Here is a 21,301-nt window from a genome sequence, read left to right as displayed (position 1 = left end):
TTTTCTTGCTGTTTAATCTGCACAGATGAAGATAACTGAATACCTTCAGTATCATGATAAGGGGGCTGGCGAGGTTTGTCAAGGAAGTTTTGCATTTAATTCATTTGATAATTCAAAAAACTTGAAAGAATAAAGATAGCTATTGAAATTATCTTGATTTACATCAGTTATCCAAGTTTGACATTGAATACTTAACACTTCCTCCATTAACGCCTTTCTGTAATGTTTATCCAGATGAGACATTATATCATCAAGTAGAAGAAGTGGTGCCTTATTGTAATGAATACACCTTGCTTTTACACTGGATAAAATAATAGAAAGCAGTAATAACTTTTGTTCTCCAGTGGAGCACAGATTTATTGGTACGTTTCTTTTTTGACAAAAAACCCGAAAATTATCGTTATGCACACCAAAGGTTACTCTACCAGTCAATGAATCTTTTTCTCTGTTTTCCTTTAGACGATTCTGAAAATATTCTGCAGTATCGTCCAAAGTTAGCTGGCTGCTGAATTTCAAACTTGCCTTCGGAAAAAACTCACTGGAATGGTTATCAATTGTGTCTTGTAGTGTCTTTAAAACAGACGATCGCATACGTAAAATACTAACTGCATTAACGGCCATTATGTTTTCAAGACTAGAGAGCCAATTTTCGTCCAAGGTGTTCTCTCTCAACAGTTTACTTCGCTCACGTTTAGCTTTTCTGTGTTTCATGTAGCAGCAAGTGTAATTTTCCTCAAACAGTGAGACTATACGGTCTAAAAATTTTAATCTGTCACTTGGAGAATTAAGAAGAACATAGTCCATTTGTGGAATCAGCCATATTACATTGGATATCTTATACAAAGATGAATAACTCGATTGCGTTTTTCCATCAATTTGTATTAGTTTCTTATCAAAACTCTTTGCGATACCAATTGAATTAAAATCCATTCCATTAAAAAAATCATAGTGCACTACCCAATCTTCATTACTGAATCTATTTTGTATCTCACTGGCTTTTGCTTTTTTCATTCCATTGCTTTTAGCAAGCAACGAGATTGCTTCAAGTATATTAGTTTTACCAATACCGTTTTTGCCAGTTATTACAACTGAGCTATCATCTGAATCCAGTTCAAAGTTTGAGTGGCTACGAAAATTATGTAATTTCAGCTTTTTTATGTAGCAATGGGTAGCCATTAACCTATTCTTTAGTTTATATTCTCTTTACTTCTTCCAGAACCTCATCAACATGTCCACTAACTTTTACATTTTTCCAGATCTTCACTATTTTACCTTTTTTATCTATTAAAAAAGTAGTGCGTTCTATTCCCATATACTTTTTGCCAAACATACTTTTCTCTACCCAAACACCATATTTTCCCAACATTTCAGCATTCTCATCAGAAACTAAAGAAAACGGCAGAGAATATTTTGCTTTGAAGTTAGTGTGACACTTAACACTATCTTTTGATACACCAATTATCACTGTGTCAAGGAAAGAAAAATCATCTATTTTATCTCTAAAGCCTTTTGCCTCCATTGTACAACCCGGAGTATCGTCTTTAGGATAAAAATAAAGAACTACATTTTTTTTATCAAAAAATTCACTCAGTGATAAATTTTCACCAGAATCTGCTGGCAAGCTAAAATCGGGTGCATTATTTCCTACTGCTAATTCCATACCTTGCTCCATTAATAACACTTCCATCTATAGTAGTATATTGTAGTCAGAGTATCAAATTTTATATATAGCTAACAGATAAGATTCTTGATGGGGGCTTATTGATGAATTTCTGCCTACCTTCTCGGCTTGCCGCTCTTGATAAAGTGTGGTTTTCGTCTGATGTAAGGCCATATCAAATAGATCTTATTAAAAATCAATCAAATCTTCACATGTTTGTTCTTCATAAAAGAAGTTCAATGTTATCGTAGTACCAAGTTTTGCTTCACTTTTAATGTCAAAAGTTCCACCCATTAACTCTACTAATTTCTTGCTTAGCGGCAATCCGATGCCCGTACCTTCGTTTCTATACCCCGAATCTGCTTGGCCAAAAACAGACATAACTTTATATATGTCCTGCTGCATTATTCCTATTCCATTGTCATAAAACTCAATAGTTAATAAGTTTTTTTCTATATTTTCTTTTATCACCATTCTTATTAAACCATCTTTGGGAGTAAACTTGATTGAGTTTGATAATAAATTTATTATAACTTGTTTCATTCTCTTGGGATCTGCAATGACTAATAATTGTTTATTAGTCATCTCTTTTTTTAAATTAATCCCGGCTTCTTTTAATTTAGGCAATAGCATATTTACACATGAATCTATTATTTTGTTCAGGTTAAACTTCACTTTTTCTACTGTTAAACTACTTGATTCAGCTTTTGAAAAATCTAACACATCATTAATTAAGGCAAGTAAGTGTGTCCCTGCATTATATATATCGTCTGCATACTCCTTGTATTGAGAGTTATCCATTGAACCTAAAGTTTCATTTTTGATCAACTCTGCAAATCCAATAATAGCATTAAGAGGTGTGCGTAATTCATGTGTAACGCTTGCAAAAAACTTTAGCTTGTTTGCATTTTCTTGCTCTAATGTCTCTTTTATCTGCTGTAATTCAATGTTAGTTTTATGTTGCTTGGCTAGCATTTGGGTATTAGAAAAGTGCAAATAGAACATTATTAATATTAAGATTATTAATAATAGGCCCAAAAATGTTAAAAACAGGCCATATGCTATAACATAAGAATTATTGTAGTTTCGAAGAATCTTCAAAAAAAACGACGGTTTAACGCTATTTTCATGGAATATAGGGAAAATAGAAGTTAATGTATTTCCTGTAGTATAAAATATTTCTTGGTTACTTAATAGTTTATCAATTTCATCGTTTGTAAGTAACTGTTCATAATCATAATCTTGAGTGTTAAAATTACTGAATATTATTCTGCCGTTTTGATCATACAGTATTAAGCTGAAATCCTTTACTTTGCTCACTGATTGTAATAATTCAGCACGTAGTTTTACTAATTGGTTTATGTAGTCAAAATTTTTGTATTTAATGTGATGCTTTTCTATTAGTAAATAATGGTATTTTTTTATTATGCCATTTTCCAGTACGCTTTTTAAGTTTACACTTGAATCACGGTAAGAAGAAAGGAAATTACTCCTTAGTAAATGATTACAATATATCACACTGAATAAAATCATAAAGATCGATGAGAGTAATACAATAACTTTTGTGTATTTGTTTTTCTTCAACGCAGAAAACATCAATTTACCTAGCTTATACATATCCTTCTTATTGTGAAACAACGGTTTTTATGTTATTAATAATAAAATTTAGCATATAATATTTTATGACAATTTCTCCTATTTTGCCAGTTTATTCTCCTGTTAATATAAATTTTTCTCATGGCAAAGGTATCTACCTATATGATGTTGATGGTGAGCGCTACGTAGATTTTCACTCCGGAATAGCCGTTAGTAGCTTAGGTCACACTAATTCGCGATTAATTAGTGCTCTTAAATTGCAAGGAGAAAAATTATGGCATATATCAAATACCTATAATATACCTGCTGCCAATAATTTTGCAGAAAAATTAATAAACAATAGTTTCGCTGACACTGTATTTTTCTCAAATTCTGGATCAGAGGCAGTAGAATGTGGACTTAAGATTGCTAAGATCTATCAAAATGGAAAAGGCAATAAAAATCGTCACAGAATTTTAACATTTCATGGTGCATTTCATGGAAGAACCTTTTTAACTTGTGCTACAAACGATAAACAGAAATTTTCTGAATTACTAAATCCCTACATTGATTGGTGTGATAACATCGAGCCCAATATTGAGAGCGTAAAGAAAGCAATTTCAAGTGGTATAGGCGTTATATTAATAGAACCAATACAAGGGCAAGGTGGTATCAAAGTAATGAATGAAGTCTTTATGAAAGAACTAAGAAGGCTGTGTGATGAAAATGACATATTGTTATTTTTTGATTGCGTACAATGCGGTGCTGGTAGGACAGGAAAATTATTCGCATACGAACATATAGGAGTGGAACCTGATATATGTGCTCTTGCAAAGGGAATAGGCGGGGGGTTTCCGCTGGGGGCTTGTCTTGCAACTGAAAATGCTGCTAAATATATGGCGGTCGGTATGCACGGTTCCACTTTTGGTGGCAATCCGCTTGCAACCTCAGTAGGTAATGCTGTGCTCGAAGAATTGCTCAGCCCCGGCTTTTTGAAAAATGTTGAAATTAGAGGTAGATACTTAAAAAATAAACTAGAAGACTTAGCAAGTAAATTTCCAATAATAGAGGAAGTAAGAGGGAAAGGGTTAATGCTTGGAATAAAAGTGAAAGCAGACAATCAAAAGTTTGCAGAAGAGTTAAGTCATCGCGGCTTGCTTACTGCTGGGGTAACATCAGATAACGTTGTGAGAATTTTACCTCCACTCATTATCACTGAAAAAGAGATTGATGAAGGCATCGAGATTTTGACTCAATATTTATCTGAGAAATCTTCTGATTAGATACTTGCATTAATATGAACGACAATCTGGTATGCTTAGGAATTATTACCTCTCCTCACGGAATTAAAGGAGCTGTTAAAGTAAAAACCTTTACTGAAAAGCCTGAAAATATCTCCTTATATGGTAAGCTAATAAGTGGTGATGAGAATTATAAAATAGACTCAGTATCCGTCATAGGTGATAATTTAGTAATAGCTACAATAAGCGGAGTAAATTCCCGTAATGAAGCAGAGCTTTTAAGGAATAAGAAGCTATATATAGAAAGAAGCAAGTTACCAGAGCTAAATGATGAGGATGAATTTTACCAAAGTGACCTTGTAGATATGGAAGTAAGGCTGAAAAGTAATGAATTATATGGCTATGTAAAATCTGTGTATAATTTCGGCTCAGGGGATATATTAGAAATTTTAGTTATCAACACAAAAAAACGTATTATGCTGTCTTTCACTAAAGAGATATTTCCACATATAAATATAAAGGGGAGGTATATAGTATTAAATATACCAGAATTTATTGACTAATAAAGACTTTGATATTTATATAAAGCTATTTATAATTATAAGATCAAATTGAAAATGTAATTATGGCAGAAAGAGCTAACGATATCAGACCAGGTCAGGTGTTGGAACATAACGGCGGATTATTTTTGGTTGTAGGTATTATGCATACTCAACCTGGTAAAGGTGGTGCATACATACAAGCCGAAATGAAAAACATCAAAACCGGAGCAAAACACTATGAAAGATTTCGTTCTGATGCAACAATCAGAAGGGCAATTTTAGATGAAGAGGAATATGTTTACCTTTTCACTGAAGGAAACATTGTAAATCTTATGCATCCAAGTAATTACGAGCAAATCACTATAAATTTGGACTTATTGGGAGAAAAAAAAATTTATTTACAGGATAACATGAAAATTAAAGTTGTAGCTTATCAAGACAAAATAATTTCTGCGCATGTGCCTGATTATGTTACACTTGCTGTGAAAGAAACAGAGTCTGTTATTAAAGGACAAACTGCTACTGCTTCTTATAAGCCTGCAATTTTGGAAAACGGAATGCGCGTTAACGTGCCTCAATTTATAAAAGAAGAGGATAAAATTGTAGTATATACTCCAGGTGACAGCTATTATGAAAGAGTGAAAGAGTAAAAGGAAGAATGTCCCTCTCATCACCACGAATTAATGTGATGCTTGATTCTGTGCGTAATGCTTCCAAGCAGCTTATGCGCGATTTTAATGAATTGCAAATTTCTAATGTTAAATCAGCAGACTTTATTAATAAAACTTATTCAAAATCCAAGCAAACCATATACGATTGCTTGCACGACTACAAACGAGACTATGGTTTTATTTTTGAAGATGATACTGATCAAGAAGTAAAAGATAACACTTATACCTGGTTTATTATGCCTATAGAGGGCAGGGAGAACTTTTCTAGTTGCATGGTTTATTTTGCAGTATCAGTCTGTCTCATTCATAAAAATAAAGTTGTGGCAGCTGTAATTGATGCTCCGGCTCTTAGAGAAACTTTTTGGGCAGAAGAAAAGAAAGGTGCTTTTCTTGAGGATTTTAGATCTCGTCATGTAAAAATGCGAGTGAAAAGCCGTGAAGGGGGTCTAATAGATGTAAGTGGTAATTTGTTAAATAAATTGCTGCCTGGCAATAGTAATGTACGCTCCATAGGTTCAACAATTTTAGGCTTTGCATACCTTGCGGCAGGAAGGCACAGTGGAATAATTTACTCTGGAGTTAACAAATATAAAGCCTTGCTCGGTAGACTTTTTCTGCAAGAAAGCGGTGGAAGGCTAACGGAAGACAACGGGCTAATCATTGCTGGAGATATAAAACTATAGCTAAAGTAATTTATGTTTACCTACAATTTGATAAGCGTAAAACTCGTCATTCCGCTATTTGTTAGCGGAATCCATGCTGAGATACCGCGAATAAATCGCGGTATGACGTAGGGCTGTACTAGCTATAGCATAAACAGGCTACAGAGATAGACAACTTTTCGAAAACTTTTACAAGAGATTCTGTTAAATGCTCTATCATTTCATCGGTATGATAAGGTGTAGGGGTAATACGGAAACGCTCAGTTCCTCTTGGAACTGTCGGGTAATTTATATGTTGAACATATATTCCATACTCATCAAATAATAATTTTGATGCTTTTTTGGATAACTCTGAGTTGCCAATTATTATTGGAATTATATGAGTTTCTGTTGGAATGAAGTTAATTCCTGCATTTCTCAGTGAGTTTTTTACTTTTTCAACGACTTGCTTTTGCTTTTCCCTTTCAATGTTGCCCGATTTTAGGTGCTCAACGCTTGCCTTTGCTGCCGCTGCTAAAACAGGCGACATAGCAGTGGTAAAAATAAATCCTGGAGCGGAACTTCTTATTACATCTACCAAGCTCTTTGAAGACGCTATATACCCACCCATCACTCCAAAAGCCTTTGATAGTGTACCTTGAATAACGGTTATTCTATCCATCAGACCTTCTCTTTCTGCAATTCCGCCACCATGTGAACCATACATGCCAACTGCGTGCACCTCATCCAAATAGGTAATTGCATTATGTTGATCTGCCAGGTCGCATATTTCTTTAAGCGGAGCTACATCACCATCCATTGAATATACGGATTCAAGTGCTATTATTTTTGGTGTCTTTTTGTCTATAGACTTGAGTAACTGCTCTAGATGATTAACATCATTGTGTTTAAATATATGTTTTGGCCTTTTTCCTGATTTTATGCCTTCTATCATCGAAGAATGGTTCTTCTCGTCTGAAAAAATTACTACGCCCGGAATAACAGACGATAAAGTGCTAAGTGTTGTCTGGTTAGCGAGGTAGCCACAAGCAAAAGTTAAAGCAGCCTCTTTTTTATGCAAACAAGCTAAGGATTTTTCAAGTTCAACAACCTCTTTTGTTGTACCAGATATATTTCTTGTTCCTCCAGCACCAACAGATGAATTTTGGATAGCGGCAATTACACTCTCATTTTGTGACATTCCCAAATAGTTATTACTGCACCAGACTATTACTTCCCTATTTCTTTCATAGTCCATAATGTGGGGGAGCCTACCTGGTAATGACGCAAAGTGCGTAAATTCACGGTAGCGCCCCTCATCTTTTATATCTTTTATTTTATTCAAGAATATTTCTTCGTAGTTTACCAAGTCCTTATTTACCGATAATTAACATAATTATAATAAATTATTAAATGGTAAACTACTATATTTATTATACATGTACGGCAGTAGGTACTTTCCCCGTGTTGAAAGGTTTGTCAACCTTGTTGTTTTCAACTTGGCTTTTAGGTGTACAGCAGTATATAATTGCAGCGGCAACCAGACAACAAGCTCCAACTGCTATTCCTGCAGCTAGCATTTCCAAATAAACTGCAATAGCTACTCCTGAAACAACTCCAGCTACTGCTAACGTCCATGTAGCTATGGTAGGCCACTTACTCTTTTGCGTATTTTGTGTTGCAGTAATAGAGGTTGATTGATTGTTTATAGCACTAGTTTTTTCTACTGCTGCAGGCTTTTCCTTACTGTTAATAACACCTCCAATTGTAGACACATTGTCAGCATTCGAAGAAACTTCACTTACCCCCAACTTCTTTTCACAACCCGTAATTTCTGGAGTTGTGGTAAGTGTACTATTGCTTCCGGTATTATTAGAACTTGTAGATTGGTCTCCTGAATTTGGCAAATCGTTGTTCAGTGAAATATTAACATTACCTTGTTTTGTATTATGGTTTTTAATTTCTTTTTTAATTTCTTCTACTTTACCCTTAAAGGGACCGTCTTTATTTTTTACATATTGTAGTACAAGAGTAGGAGAGTTACTTTTTAGAATATTTTCGAGTTCTTCTCTTGAGTTAGTACTGGTTTTGCTTATAAGTCCATCAATCTTTTTCTTAACAGGACTGGCAAGTTGCTTAACACCTTTTTTTCCGCTGCCTTTTTTGATTTCACCTTCCTCAAAATTATTAATTAAAGGCTCCTGCGTTGAAACCCCTGTGTTATTTAAGATAGCATTTTCTTCCTCCCCTGCAAGAACATTTTTTTCTGTCTGTTGACTGCCAGCACTTTTGGATTTTGGGTTTCTTTGACTGCTTGGTTGATTGTTATTCTCTTCATTTACTACAGCCGTATCGCCTTTTATAACAGGTGATACTGCATTATCACTGCTGCTTCTTTTATTAACTTGTGTATTCGCTTGTGTCTGTATATTTGCTTTACTGGAAGTATTGATTAATTTACTACTTTCTAACAAATGTCTAATTAGATATAGATGACTCAAAGTATCTCTATTTTTTTGATACTCATTACGAGTCATACTTGAAGAAAGTTCCATACTTATTTTTTCAAGCTGTTCTGCAATTACTGGTAAAGCTTTCTCAAATTCTTCCTTGCATATTGCCTGAAGAGCTGCGAATTTTAGGTCAACATGCTGATATAAGGGTACAACAACTCCATAACTAGCTTCTTTTATTGCATTTCTCAGTATATTTTGTATGGTTTGCCTGACTACTTGCTGTTTATTATTGAGTATGCTTTGATAAATTTGAACATGAGCTAGAACACTGACTATAATCTCTTGACTTTCAGTATTAGACAATGCAATCAGAATTGATTCATATATTTCATCGAACTCGTTGTTTTTAGATTTATGATTAAGATAATTAATAACATCATTGCTGCATTTAGCACATTTTTCACACAAGTGCTCGATAAATGCAATATTACCAGCATCCAATGCAGTTTTCAGAATTAAATCATAAATTTCTTTTCTGCCACGAGCTCCTATGTTTTTCAGGATTTGTTGCCTTAGTATTGTAATAACTTTATCATCTGCAAATGCTTGTTCATATACATCGTAAATGGCACGATCTGCACTATTAGTGTATCGTTTGCACAGGTATTCAATGACAGATGTGTGTTCCTGGCTTATCGCAGTTTCTAACAAGGTAGCAAAGCTCTTTTTTAATAACTCTTCTGTTGAGGCTTTTTTAGTTAGCTCATTAATATATCTTTCAAATACATCTAGCACTATCGTGATGAATTCTTCATTTTTGATCAGAGATGCTGTTTCAAGCGCACCATACAAAGGATTAGGTTTACTTGTTTTTAACACCTGTCCAAAATCTCTTAAAACGTATTCGACAAAAACTGTCTCTAGTAATTCTTGCTCTTTTCTTAGTGCTATAACTGAGAAAAAGTCAATCTTATTAGGTTCGACAAGTTGTATAGCTTGACCTTTTAATCTTCCATAAACTCCATCAGTACCATGGAATTTTTCTATAAAAGCTTCAATATATTTTTGACCACCAACAAGTACAGGTAAAAGACTTAAATTTTCTTCAGCAAAAAGAAAATCCTGATATTGCTCTACTAGCTTGTCATTAGCTGCAATTGCCAATAATACCAATTCTTTTACTGAATAATCACACTCAAAATTCTCCTGATCAAATTTATACTGTGATAGTACATTTGAGTATATATGTTGATGATCGCTTCTATCTTGTAAATCTAAGTTAAGTTGTTGCTCACAAAAACTCTTTAAATTTACATTATCCAGCGTAATAGACCTGCCTTCATAATCTTCAATATTTTGTACAACCTTGTCTAGTTCTTCACAATTATCTTCTTGTATAGCTTGATTTAGGATATTTGTTATTTCAGCGAAAGTTAAACTTTTAGGAATGATATCAAATGAACCTTCATCTTTTGATTCTACGGTAAACGACCTATCACAACCATCAGGAAAGTTTGCAAGTATTGCATTCTCTAAACTTAGATCTTCAGAGGGTGTGCTACATGGAGTAGCTGGTATCTCTTGACTTTCGCTATCTAAAACTTCAAACTCTTCTTCAATACCTGAATCTTCAGAATCTGGTTTTTCAAAACCATGCCAACTTTTGATTAATCTTTCAGAATTTGATTGGCCCTGTGAAGTTGTATCCTGTGATACAAAGTCTCTAAAATTGGAACCAAACATGTTTTACCTCCTAACTAGCAGCTAAGCTAAGTATAGCATTAAACAGAAATCTTGCCAAGCAAATTATTCAATCTCTTAGCAAACAGACTTACATCATCCATCTCTTCACCTTCCACGATGCAAGCTTGGTAAAATAATAAATGAATCATGTCTTCCAATGTTGGATTTTCACCACTTTCAGCATAAGATTTCATTATACTCTTTATTACAGGATGCTTAGTATTAATTTCAAGCACCTTTGGCGTGCGGTAATTTAGCTGCTTTTGTTCACGCAAAAAACGCTCCATGCGAAGATCCATAGCACCTTCATCAACCGCTAGGCATACGGGACTATCAGTCAATTTTTTGGAAATTTTTACGCTTTTTACTGAATCTCCAAGCACTGTGGTAAAATATTGCAGTATAGTTTCCTCAGTTTTTTCTTCATTCGATTTATTTTCTTCATCTGTCTTATCTTCTTCTGAAGAGAATTTTTCCAAATCAACATCTGCACGGGTTACAGACTTGATTTTCTGATCTTTGTATTCATGAATTACACTAGTCCAAAAGTCATCAACTGGATCAACAAATAGGAGCACTTCTAGTCCTTTACTGACGAATCCCTCAAGTTGCGGACTGTTTTTCACTGAATCCAAGCTATTTCCAGTGAGATAATAGATATGCTCCTGCTCAGGCTTCATTCTGCTTATATAGTCATCAATGCTGACTAATTTCTCATCACCAGTGCTATGAAATCTGCAAATCGAGAGCAGCGCTTCTCTCTCATCAGTTGGCATAGCTTCACAAAGACCCTCTTTTAATACTGCACCAAAATTGGTCCAGAATTTTGTGTACTCCTCTAAATTCTCTTTTGCCTTTTTACCGAGCTCTGATATCGCGCGTTTAGTGAGGGATTTCCTGATTTGCTCAACAACACGATTATTCTGCAACGTTTCTCTGCTGATATTAAGAGGTAAGTCCGGTGAATCAACAATACCTTTCAAGAAACGTAAATACTGCGGTATGATCTGTACATTATCTTCAGTGATAAATACTTTATTTACATATAACTTAACAGAGCAACGTCTATCTGGATGGAATAAATCAAAAGGTTTTATAGAAGGAACATAAAGCAAATTTGTATATTCTATTGCACCTTCATTTTTATTATGCAATATCATCCAGGGCTCCCCGCCAACGTGGGCAACACTGCGGAAAAAATCGTTGTGCTCCTCTTGAGTAACGTCATTTTTTGGCTTAGTCCAAATTGCAGCCTTACTGTTTAACTTTTCACTTTTTCCTTCTTCGTCTATAAATTCAACAGGAAAATTTATGTGATCAGAGTAAGTAGTGACAATATTTTCAACACGAAATTTATCTAAAAACTCGTTTTCTTCAGGATGCATAATGAGCGTAATTTTGGTTCCGCGAGGGACTTGATTATCTGACTTGCTGATTGAATATTCCCCATCTCCTTTGGATTGCCAGATCCAAGACTCCTCTTCTCCAGCTTTTCTCGATTCTACTATTACTTCTGATGCAACCATAAAGCTTGAGTAAAAACCAACACCAAACTTCCCAATCAGCTCCACAGTTTGGCTTGAATCCTTGCTATTCTTAATCGCATCCAAGAACTTTTGCGTACCAGAGCTTGCAATTGTACCAAGATTGTCTATTAAATCCTGTCTATTCATTCCAATGCCATTATCAGTGATATATAGCTCGTTCTTATCTTTATTGGAGCTGATAGTGATTTTTAATTCGTCACTCAAATCTAGCAAATTAGGGTTTAGTTGAGATTCATAGCGCAACTTATCACATGCATCTGATGCATTTGATATTAATTCACGCAGAAAAATGTCTTTATTGGTGTAAAGTGAATGAATCACTATATTCAGTACTTTCCCTACCTCAGCGTCAAATTTTAAATTTTCAGTTTCTTGTACATTATGCATTTTGAGCTCCATTATTTGCCTACTACCCTAATAATTTAAGTATTGAATCACGATCTTTCAAGGTCACGTACACCAAAATTAATGTGGGTGTAGTTATTATGACACCCAATTTATGGGATCTCTTGCATAACAAACTTTTGGCAGCGCATTGGATGAAACGAAAAACTTCCTTGACACCCTTCGCCAGCCCCCTTATCATGAAACTGAAGCTATTTATTTATCTTCGCAATCTCTGCAGTGGATTAATGACAAAAAAACTTAATGTATTTGGCGTAAATCATGCTTAATTTTTTGCACTATGTGCACCTCATGTCTTTATCAAATTTCTAGCTACACAAGCTGAAATACGCTATTTAAAACATCAAAAAACGCCAACTTAAAAAATGGATAGTGAATAATTAGCTACCCTAGGGTTTCTTTGCCTTTTTTTCTGTTTAGTAAATTTCTTAACGTTTATAATTTAGATTAGTTGCGGCTTAAAAGCGGCTGAGTCACGGTTATTAAGCGTTTAGAATAAAAAAACGCCATACTTGAAAGTATAATGTAAGTAACTAGCCAACCATCGGGCTTTTTTTGCCTTTTTTTTCGTTTGGTAAATTTTTTAATACTTAGATTAGTTGCAATTTAAGAGACCAGAAATGGTCAGTGCTTGGCACTGGAATAACGTCCTCCTTTGTTATCCCAGTGCCCAGACACTGGGATCCAGGAAACTTAATTGCAAGTAATGCATTGGATTTGGTGAGTATGGGTTTTATGTTATAGAATGAAACACTTTTGGTGAATTTGTAAAGAAAACTGGATCCCAGCGTTTGGGCACTGGGATGACAAGGTATAAACCTTATCGTCATGCCTCTGCGAACCGTCATACCGCGATTCATTCGCGGTATCTCAGCCGCTAACAAGCAGCGGGATGACGGTTGTCGTTTAGCCATAAATATTAAGAAATTTACCAAATGAAAAAAAAGGCAAAAGAAGCCCCGTGGTTATTATCCGCTTTAAAATATTGGCGTTTTTTATGTTTTAAACGCTTGACAAGCGAGATTCAGCCGCTTTTAATTGCAACTAACCTACGCTGCAAATGTTTAAGAAATTTACTAAGCAGAAAAAAAGACAAAGAATCCCCGAGTTAGCTAGTCTTTTACTATCTCTGTCGAGTATTGGCATTTTTTGATGTCTTGTAACGCTTTATAAGCGCGTTCAGCTTATTTAGATAAAAATCTAGATGTAGATGAAGTTTTGTAAAGACATACAGTATCTATATACTGCAAAAAATTGAACATAAGACGCCGATACATTAAGTAATCCTTACCTTTTAATCTGCAGATTGGCGAAAGCAAATACAATAGCTTCAGTTTCATGATAAGGGGGCTAGCGGAGTTTGTCAAGCAAGTTTTTTCGTTTCTATTCCCAATAAAAGTTTGTTATATGGTTATGCAAGAAGTCTAATGAATCGCGGTATGACGTCTTAGCTATAGATGCTGGTTTGTGTGATTTCAAGAGAAGTTTAGTAGATAAGTTGTGTTTTAAACCAGATTCGGTATTTTAAACTGAACATTTTCAGTAATACCACCTGGCATAACTGAAATTTTTACACTCAGGTTTACTTTTAGGTAGTCTATTAATTCATCAACTAATATGTCAGGAGCGGAAGCACCTGCGGTGATTCCTATCTTTTCTACGCCCTGAAACCAGCTTTTATTCACACAGCTGTAATTATCAATCAAGTAGGCTCTTTTTCCTCTGGCAGTGCACAGATCTAATAAGCGGTTTGAATTTGAGCTATTTTTACTTCCTACAACTAATACCATGTCTACAATTTCAGCTAGCTTTTTAACAGCATTTTGTCTGTTTTGCGTTGCATAGCATATGTCCTTTAAATCTGGACCTGTTATGCCTGGAAACCTTAATTTCAAGGCAGCAATAATGTCACGGGTATCGTCGATGCTTAACGTAGTTTGTGTAACATAAGACAAATTATCTGGATCTTTAACCTTTAAATCATATACATCCTGCAAAGTTTGCACTAAAGTGACAGGATTGTTTACTCTTCCCCTAATTCCCTTAACTTCTGGATGGTTTTCATGCCCAATGAGAATTAATTCTTTACCACTGTTTTCATACCTTTTTGCTTCTTTATGCACTTTGTTGACTAAAGGACATGTTGCATCAATCACTTGAATACCCTTTCTTTTTGCCTCATCTTCTATATTTTTTGATACTCCGTGCGCGCTGAAGATCAGTATTCCTTCATTATCTTCAATTTCCTCGATACTGCTTACAAAAACCACTCCTTGTTTCTTAAAGTCCTCTACTATATATTTATTGTGAACAATTTCGTGTAGCACATAAACTTGGCGCTCGTTTTTGTATTTTTCTAAAGTAATAGCTAATATGTCCACAGCTCTTTTTACCCCGGCACAAAAACCTCGTGGTTCAGCTAAGATGATTTCCATTTTTGTCAAATCAAGTAAATATGCAAGCATTACTTAAAAATAAGCTCCGCTCACTGTGTTTTATAGTACCATTATTTATATTTTATATAATAATTATTTTTCGCATATTCTCTTTAACATTTGATCAACTTACTACTTCAGAAAATTTTAGAAAAGATAATATAGTACATAAACAACCTGATATTTTAGATAGAAATGGAGTGGTAATAGCAACAAATGTGCCCACAACATCACTATATATAGATGCAACCAAAGTAAAGAATCCGGAAAGTATAGCAGCACAACTGTGTTCTACTTTGCATGACCTCGAATACAAGAACTTATATAGAGTACTTACTTCAGAAAAGAAATTTGCTTGGATAAAGCGGCACTTGACTCCAAAAGAATTACTAGCGATCAAAAACGCTGGTGTACCAGGAGTAAATTTTGATGACGACATAAAGCGTATATATCCTCACAGTAATTTATTTTCACACGTGCTTGGTTACACTGACATAGATGGCAATGGTATTGCAGGAGTTGAGGCGTATATAAGTAAAAACAATGAGCAAGAAAAGCCCATAATACTATCCTTAGATACACGAGTGCAAAGCATAGTGCATGAAGAGCTAACTAAAGCTGTAAGCAGATATCAGGCACTTGGCGGAGTAGGAATTGTTTTAAATGTGAGAAATAGTGAAGTTATCTCGATGGTCAGCCTACCTGATTTTAATCCCAACTTACAGAATAAGGCAGAAGACGTACAAAAGTTTAATCGCGCCAGTCTTGGGGTATATGAGATGGGGTCGGTATTAAAATACTTTACAATAGCCGCAGCGCTTGATGCGAACGCTACAAAAACTAGCGATTTATATGACGTATCAACACCAATCACCATCGGAAAGTATAAAATTCAGGATTTTCATAAATCTAAAATTCCAAAAATTACTGTGCAAGATATATTTGTAAAATCATCCAACATTGGTGCAGCAAAAATTGCAGTCAAACTAGGTATTGAAAAACAGGTAGAATACTTTAAAGCTATGAAGCTATTTTCTCCTTTGAAAATAGAAATACCAGAAAAATCCACACCGATAATCCCGGATAAATGGAGTGAAACCACTTTAATAACAGCATCTTATGGTTATGGCATAGCTGTAACTCCTATACATCTTGCACAAACTGCAGCAGCATTAATCAACAATGGGATATTTCATAACGCAACCTTGATATTGAATAAAAGAAGTATAGGAGAGCAAATTATCTCAAGAAGAACTTCCAGGGAAATGAGAAAATTATTACGTGCAGCAGTAACAGATGGCACTGGCAGAAAAGCAAAAATAAAGGCATATTCAATAGGAGGAAAAACTGGATCGGCGGAAAAAGTTGTAGATGGTAAATATAGCAAAGATGCAAACATAGCATCATTTATAGGAGTGCTAACTATGCTTGACCCAAGGTACATAGTGCTAATTGCTATTGATGAGCCTCAAGGGATGCACCATACCGGGGGAATAATTGCTGCGCCTATAGTAAAGAACATTATAAATAGAATAGCGCCTATACTAAATGTTACACCTGAGATGTAAAATTATGATTGCTTTACTACAACTTCAAATTTATCATCACCAAAATCCTTATTAATATACCAAGAACCATCATCTTTAGTTACAAATTCAAGACCTTTAAGGTCTTTTTTTATTGTCTTTCCATTTTGACCATCAATAGCGATATTAATATCGAATGTAATAATGTCTAGATTTATCATAGCTTCTTTCCCGCTGCACGAATTTAGACTGAACTTGCCTAACATGACATCATTAAAACTCACTTCCCCTGTATAGACATCACACTGACCGTCCACACAACACGTAGTTTCAATATAGAAAAGATCTGACATACAAAATACCTTAAAAAAAAGAACTAAACATATATGGCCACTACACCACACCGCTAACAAGTAGTAAAGCGTCGATAAACCTAAGTTACTTTAGCTACGTAGCCATAATACAGCTAGAAATGTAAAATTCAACAGTTAATTGTGTGATTAATAGAGAAGTCTTATTTAGTACACCTTATAGGAATGGCTGTTTAGTTTTTTTTTTAATCTTTTTTACCATGCTGTCAATCATATGCTTTATCCCTTGATATACAGAGTATGTACTTTCGTCGCTACGCATATAAGCAGAACAGGAAAATACATTATGTTCTTCGTCTTCTATTGATAACTCTGTATCGCATTTTATGTGCTCGCCGCCAAGCCTTTCTATCAACTGTTCTCTGTCATCTCCTATAGTTACCTTAACCTTACTTTCTTCTTTACCTATCTTGCTACTTAAAATTGAAACAATGATGGCTGGAGATATGCATATCGCTCCTATTGGCTTTTTTGTAACAAAAAATTCTGAAACTAATCTTTCAAATTCAGGCATTACTGTCACCATGTCTTTACTTTCAGCTAAGTCAGATAAATTTTTCGCAACCCCGTATCCACCAGGTACAACTAGCATGTCAAAATTTTCAGCTTTGGCTTCTTTTAAGTCATATATTTCGCCTCTTGCGATTCTTGCTGCTTCCACAAGTACATTCCTTTTTTCTTTTGTTCTATGATTCATAACTTGTGTGATATTGATATCAGGTGCAAAGCATTTAACATCCACTTCCTGCTGATCAAGCACAAGCAAACTTAAAACCGCTTCTCTTACCTCTGCACCGTCAAGGTGACCACACCCTGATAAGACCACAGCAGCTTTTAATTTTTTTTCACCCATAAAGTACCTTGATTTCATATAATCTAGATATTTTAATACAAATTCTATATTTGGAAAGGGGTGTGTTATATCAATTATAATATAATTAATGATTAGTATGTATAATTAGGCATATTTATAATCAACGAAGCTGAATATGGAATCTAGCAATAGTATGTTTTTTGACACTGACTATCCAGAACTAAGAAAAGCTATTTCAGATATAATAGAAAGTATTGCACAATCCTCACAAGAGGGGAAAAAAGAGTTATTTACAACCCTATCAGAACAAGTTAAAGGGATGAACCTCAAAGATTTAGGTTTAGCGATTAATGACCAAGGCTTGCAAAAGGAGGTCAACAAAGAATTATTTATAAAATTCATTGAAGAAGCGCTTGAAGGTTTAACTTCTGAAAATGTTGACTCAAAAATAATAGAAGAGGCGTTAAAATCTGTTAATCAGCAAGCAATAAGTAATGTTATAAATAATAATAAAGGTCCACTGGACAATCTAGTCAATTATTTTAAATCAGCATCTGCAAATAAAAAAATTGGAATAGCTTCTGCCGTAATGGTATTAGGAGCAGCATTTTCTCCACTTATTGTGCTTGCTACATTAATAGCACTTGTAGGTATTGGAGCACGTTATGCAGGAATAGGTATAGTAAAGGCAGGGGAAAAAATAAAAGAAGGTGCGATTGATGCAGGAAAAGCAGTGAAAAGTTTATCTAAAAATTTAGGGGATAAATTGCCTGAGGTTGGGCCAAAAAAAGATAACTTTAGTAAATTATACAACAGTTTGGCTCAAGAGATTATAGGCTATAATATGTCCGAAGAAGGTGAAAAAATAAAAAACGCCTAGAGTAAAGCAAAGGTCATAGGCATGCTTCAAAATGAAGGGCAGCGATCTGCTATACAAGAGTTAGTAAAGAATGGAACTATTCAAAATTTTTCAGAAGATGACATGAAAAAGCTTAGAGAAAAAGGTACTAGTACTTATGAAAGTGATAAGGAAGCACTTGAGGAACTTATGGAGAAATTTCAATCTAAAATTATGGCCATTGGTGAGGGTAAAATAGAGGAGGTAGAAAAAATGGTTAATGATAAAGTTAACCAAATGAAGTCACCAGTTCCTCAATTAGATAGTCCAAGTTCTGAACAAGCGAGTACAGGAGAAACCAAAACCCTCTGATGGCTTGGAGAGGGAGGGAATGGAAAAGGTAGAGATCTATTCTTTTTTATCCACTTTTTTGAGCAATCCACTTCCACATCTAACACACATCTCAGTGATTATAATATCCAATTTTTGATCATGTTTTTCTACAGGTAAATCTTTACAATATTGTTTCTCATAGGCTACACCTATAAATATTTTTCCAAGTGGCCGCAGTTTTTCTATCATTGTATCATACCAACCACCGCCAAAACCCAATCTATTAAAATGATCATCAAAAGCAATAACAGGAGTAATGATTGTGTCGGGAATTACGTCTTCATTTGTTTTGTTCCATTCCTCAAATTTTAGTAACTTATTTTTATTAGGAATTGCTACTTTATAATCTAAATCGAGTAAACTATGCATCAAAGGCACAACATCTATTTCCTCATCCATTGGAATGTAAGCTGCTATTGTTTTGCCTTTAACGTAGCTTAAGTTCTGATTAAAGAGATTAATAAGGGAATTTGCCGCATAACTGGAATAACTTTCATCAATATCTTTTCTTATAGCTCTATATTGCTCTCTTATTTCCTTTTTGTGCTGTTTAATATCTTTGAACATGATCTATCCATTTTGCAGTAAGTTTTTCTTGTAAACTATTTTGCTTCAAGCGCTCACTTAAAAAGTCAAAATCAACACACCCCATATCCTGGTCTTGATTACTGCAACTATAAACAAAACTCCTTTCTCCTGTTTTCGCATTTATATGTTGCTGCACACACTGAGCGCAGATTTCTTTCATCATACACTGCATAGGAGAATTAACTGATGATATCGCTATGTGGCCTGATTTCAGATATGGCTTTAAAATTGTTTTTCTAGCTTCATTCACAGCTTTCATCATTTTGTCAGAACCAATAGTGATAATTTTATCTATAACGTTCAAATTAATACCTAATCTTCCTTGTTGATAAGAGACTATTGCATCAACTATATTACCATGAAAGGATTTATCTTGATCTCTGCTTGTTTCTATCAATCCTTCTTCACATGCCCAAATTACTGCATTTGATGCACGCTCTATCAGTGCTCGTTTAAATACATCACTTAACTTCTTATAGCCAGCAAAGTACAAAACCTTGTTATTATTTTCAAGACATGCCTTCCCTATCGAAAATAACACTGCATTTCCAACTCCACCACCAATTAGCATTATATTCTTCATGTGCTATTTTAACTGCATTTGTTCAAATTTTTTGAAATTTTATAGAACAAAGTAATTTATATAGTTCTATACACAAAGACAAGAACACTCTCTGACTTCAACTATACCGATAACTGATAGCTGCATTTTTACGCATATCATCTAATAACAAGTTGCTTTGTATCATAATCTTTTGTTGGTACATTTTCTGTTTGATTGCTTCTATACCCGCTACATTACTCTTGATATCACACAACATCATCAACTTTGCAGTGCCATTTTCTCTCAATTCTACTATTTCATTCACACTTGTTTTACTAAATAAAATCTGTAAATCAGGATTTAAATCTCGCATTTTTATTTCAAATTCTTTTGCGTTTGGCAGCTTAAAATTATCTGCCAATTTATCAAAATTTAAACAACTGACCTTTTGCTCCTTGAGATTATCTAATAAACTTTCTGAACCTTCAACCACAATCTGTTTTAATTTTAAAGTGCTTTCCAGCAGTGCATGATTAAGTTGTACTTTATCTATTACTTTTATAACGGAGTAACCTTCACTGAAACTGAATGGACCTGCTATGTCGCTGGTTTCTAATCCTTCTAAAACGCTCTTGAGTTTTCCTTTTAGCTGACTTAAATTAACTGTTGCTTTACGCATCTTTATTGGAGATTCTGGGTTATCACTGTTGCGTAATTTTTTTACTAAATCTTCAGCTATACCATAAACGTCCTTGTCTTTTTGATCAGGAATTATAAACTCTTGGAACGTGATAAGATAATCCGGCTTTTCTGTTTGCCTTTTTACATCATCTACTTCTTTATCGCTTATATTAATAAATGGCACAATTCTTACTTCAATAATTTTGCTCCACAGTAACTGACATTTTATTTGTTTTCTTAAAATACCAAGATCTATATTATGCTTCTCTATGTATTGATCAACTTCATTAGCCTTAAATTTAAAACTTTGGGTTAAAAATAACATAATAGCATTATCTAACTCCTCGTTGCTCAATTTTATATTCAGCCTCTGTGCTTCATTGATAATGATAATTTCGTCTATTAGCTCCCTAAGCACTTGAGGCTTTGCTTCTTTTTGATTAACACTTTGAGTGCCAAACAATGAATTTATAAAGTTGATGCGTTTTTCGATATCTAAATTTGAAATTGGTTCACCATTTACATCTGCAACAATTTCAATCTCGGTTGCAAGCAACCTAAGTGGCAACACTATCAACAGTAAAATTAGTATTTTATACATACAAGTAAAGTTAACAACCAATTCTATAA

20 protein-coding genes are annotated in these 21,301 nt (G+C 34.4%); 7 read left to right on the top strand and 13 right to left on the bottom strand.

Going from position 1 to position 21,301, the window contains the following annotated elements; genetic code table 11:
- Positions 1-78 precede the first annotated feature (78 nt).
- From recF to J4T77_RS06740, 3 genes are all read right to left on the bottom strand, one after another.
- A complete protein-coding gene (gene recF / locus J4T77_RS06750; protein WP_138264925.1) occupies positions 79-1,176 on the bottom strand; it encodes a DNA replication/repair protein RecF in 1,098 nt (365 codons plus the stop codon).
- Between the two features lie 16 nt (positions 1,177-1,192).
- Positions 1,193-1,660: a thioredoxin-dependent thiol peroxidase gene (gene bcp / locus J4T77_RS06745; RefSeq protein ID WP_010963157.1), complete on the bottom strand. Its 468-nt coding sequence runs from the start codon at positions 1,658-1,660 to the stop codon at positions 1,193-1,195.
- A 189-nt stretch (positions 1,661-1,849) separates the two neighbouring features.
- Entirely contained in the window at positions 1,850-3,277 is a 1,428-nt protein-coding gene (locus tag J4T77_RS06740; RefSeq protein ID WP_190321185.1) for a sensor histidine kinase, read from the bottom strand.
- 65 nt (positions 3,278-3,342) lie between these two features.
- Between J4T77_RS06740 and J4T77_RS06735 the strand changes: the two genes are divergently transcribed.
- From J4T77_RS06735 to J4T77_RS06720, 4 genes are all read left to right on the top strand, one after another.
- Entirely contained in the window at positions 3,343-4,518 is a 1,176-nt protein-coding gene (locus J4T77_RS06735) for an aspartate aminotransferase family protein (protein WP_190321073.1), read from the top strand.
- A 14-nt stretch (positions 4,519-4,532) separates the two neighbouring features.
- Positions 4,533-5,039, top strand: a complete 507-nt coding sequence (gene rimM / locus J4T77_RS06730; RefSeq protein WP_190321072.1) for a ribosome maturation factor RimM — start codon at positions 4,533-4,535, stop codon at positions 5,037-5,039.
- 62 nt (positions 5,040-5,101) lie between these two features.
- On the top strand, positions 5,102-5,668 hold the full coding sequence (gene efp / locus J4T77_RS06725) for an elongation factor P (RefSeq protein ID WP_006279719.1): 567 nt from the start codon (positions 5,102-5,104) through the stop codon (positions 5,666-5,668).
- An 8-nt stretch (positions 5,669-5,676) separates the two neighbouring features.
- The gene (locus J4T77_RS06720) at positions 5,677-6,372 is read left to right on the top strand and encodes an inositol monophosphatase family protein (protein ID WP_006279720.1); all 696 of its coding nucleotides are present in this window, start codon (positions 5,677-5,679) and stop codon (positions 6,370-6,372) included.
- 118 nt (positions 6,373-6,490) lie between these two features.
- On the opposite strand, the gene hemA is transcribed toward J4T77_RS06720, so the two are convergent.
- The 5 genes from hemA to ispH form a co-directional block, all read right to left on the bottom strand.
- On the bottom strand, positions 6,491-7,699 hold the full coding sequence (gene hemA, locus J4T77_RS06715; protein ID WP_190321071.1) for a 5-aminolevulinate synthase: 1,209 nt from the start codon (positions 7,697-7,699) through the stop codon (positions 6,491-6,493).
- A 64-nt stretch (positions 7,700-7,763) separates the two neighbouring features.
- Complete coding sequence (locus J4T77_RS06710) at positions 7,764-10,529, bottom strand: host RNA manipulator TomO (protein ID WP_190321070.1); 2,766 nt, start codon at positions 10,527-10,529, stop codon at positions 7,764-7,766.
- Positions 10,530-10,567: 38 nt separating this feature from the next.
- Positions 10,568-12,463, bottom strand: a complete 1,896-nt coding sequence (gene htpG, locus J4T77_RS06705; protein WP_095742876.1) for a molecular chaperone HtpG — start codon at positions 12,461-12,463, stop codon at positions 10,568-10,570.
- Between the two features lie 608 nt (positions 12,464-13,071).
- Positions 13,072-13,341 carry a hypothetical protein gene (locus J4T77_RS07435; RefSeq protein ID WP_233641036.1) on the bottom strand — a complete coding sequence of 90 codons (270 nt, stop codon included), beginning with the start codon at positions 13,339-13,341 and terminating at the stop codon, positions 13,072-13,074.
- Positions 13,342-13,986: 645 nt separating this feature from the next.
- The gene (gene ispH / locus J4T77_RS06695) at positions 13,987-14,916 is read right to left on the bottom strand and encodes a 4-hydroxy-3-methylbut-2-enyl diphosphate reductase (protein WP_190321184.1); all 930 of its coding nucleotides are present in this window, start codon (positions 14,914-14,916) and stop codon (positions 13,987-13,989) included.
- Positions 14,917-14,936: 20 nt separating this feature from the next.
- On the opposite strand from ispH, the gene J4T77_RS06690 reads away from it, so the two are divergent.
- Complete coding sequence (locus J4T77_RS06690; RefSeq protein WP_190321069.1) at positions 14,937-16,484, top strand: peptidoglycan D,D-transpeptidase FtsI family protein; 1,548 nt, start codon at positions 14,937-14,939, stop codon at positions 16,482-16,484.
- 2 nt (positions 16,485-16,486) lie between these two features.
- On the opposite strand, the gene J4T77_RS07335 is transcribed toward J4T77_RS06690, so the two are convergent.
- Positions 16,487-16,795 (bottom strand): hypothetical protein, encoded by a 309-nt coding sequence (locus tag J4T77_RS07335; protein WP_010081942.1) that lies wholly within the window; start codon positions 16,793-16,795, stop codon positions 16,487-16,489.
- Between the two features lie 175 nt (positions 16,796-16,970).
- A complete protein-coding gene (gene elbB / locus J4T77_RS06680; protein WP_190321068.1) occupies positions 16,971-17,666 on the bottom strand; it encodes an isoprenoid biosynthesis glyoxalase ElbB in 696 nt (231 codons plus the stop codon).
- A gap of 136 nt (positions 17,667-17,802) precedes the next feature.
- Here elbB and J4T77_RS06675 point away from each other — a divergent pair, with 136 nt between their 5' ends.
- Together J4T77_RS06675 and J4T77_RS06670 are read left to right on the top strand one after the other, a co-directional pair.
- Complete coding sequence (locus J4T77_RS06675; RefSeq protein ID WP_223823036.1) at positions 17,803-18,507, top strand: hypothetical protein; 705 nt, start codon at positions 17,803-17,805, stop codon at positions 18,505-18,507.
- A 21-nt stretch (positions 18,508-18,528) separates the two neighbouring features.
- Positions 18,529-18,837, top strand: coding sequence for a hypothetical protein (locus J4T77_RS06670; RefSeq protein WP_223823035.1), 309 nt, complete (start codon positions 18,529-18,531; stop codon positions 18,835-18,837).
- 36 nt (positions 18,838-18,873) lie between these two features.
- Here the strand turns inward: J4T77_RS06670 and J4T77_RS06665 are convergent, their stop codons facing one another.
- The 3 genes from J4T77_RS06665 to J4T77_RS06655 all read right to left on the bottom strand — a co-directional run bounded on the left by J4T77_RS06665 (position 18,874) and on the right by J4T77_RS06655 (position 21,272).
- Entirely contained in the window at positions 18,874-19,425 is a 552-nt protein-coding gene (locus tag J4T77_RS06665) for a 5-formyltetrahydrofolate cyclo-ligase (RefSeq protein ID WP_010963143.1), read from the bottom strand.
- Complete coding sequence (locus J4T77_RS06660; RefSeq protein WP_190321067.1) at positions 19,409-20,029, bottom strand: ferredoxin reductase domain-containing protein; 621 nt, start codon at positions 20,027-20,029, stop codon at positions 19,409-19,411. The genes J4T77_RS06665 and J4T77_RS06660 overlap by 17 nt, the downstream gene beginning before the upstream one ends.
- Before the next feature lie 97 nt (positions 20,030-20,126).
- Positions 20,127-21,272: a SurA N-terminal domain-containing protein gene (locus J4T77_RS06655; protein ID WP_190321066.1), complete on the bottom strand. Its 1,146-nt coding sequence runs from the start codon at positions 21,270-21,272 to the stop codon at positions 20,127-20,129.
- Positions 21,273-21,301 lie beyond the last annotated feature (29 nt).

The organism is Wolbachia endosymbiont of Drosophila innubila, from assembly GCF_021378375.1.
GTDB lineage: Bacteria > Pseudomonadota > Alphaproteobacteria > Rickettsiales > Anaplasmataceae > Wolbachia > Wolbachia pipientis.
This window is presented reverse-complemented; position numbering and strand designations above follow the sequence as displayed.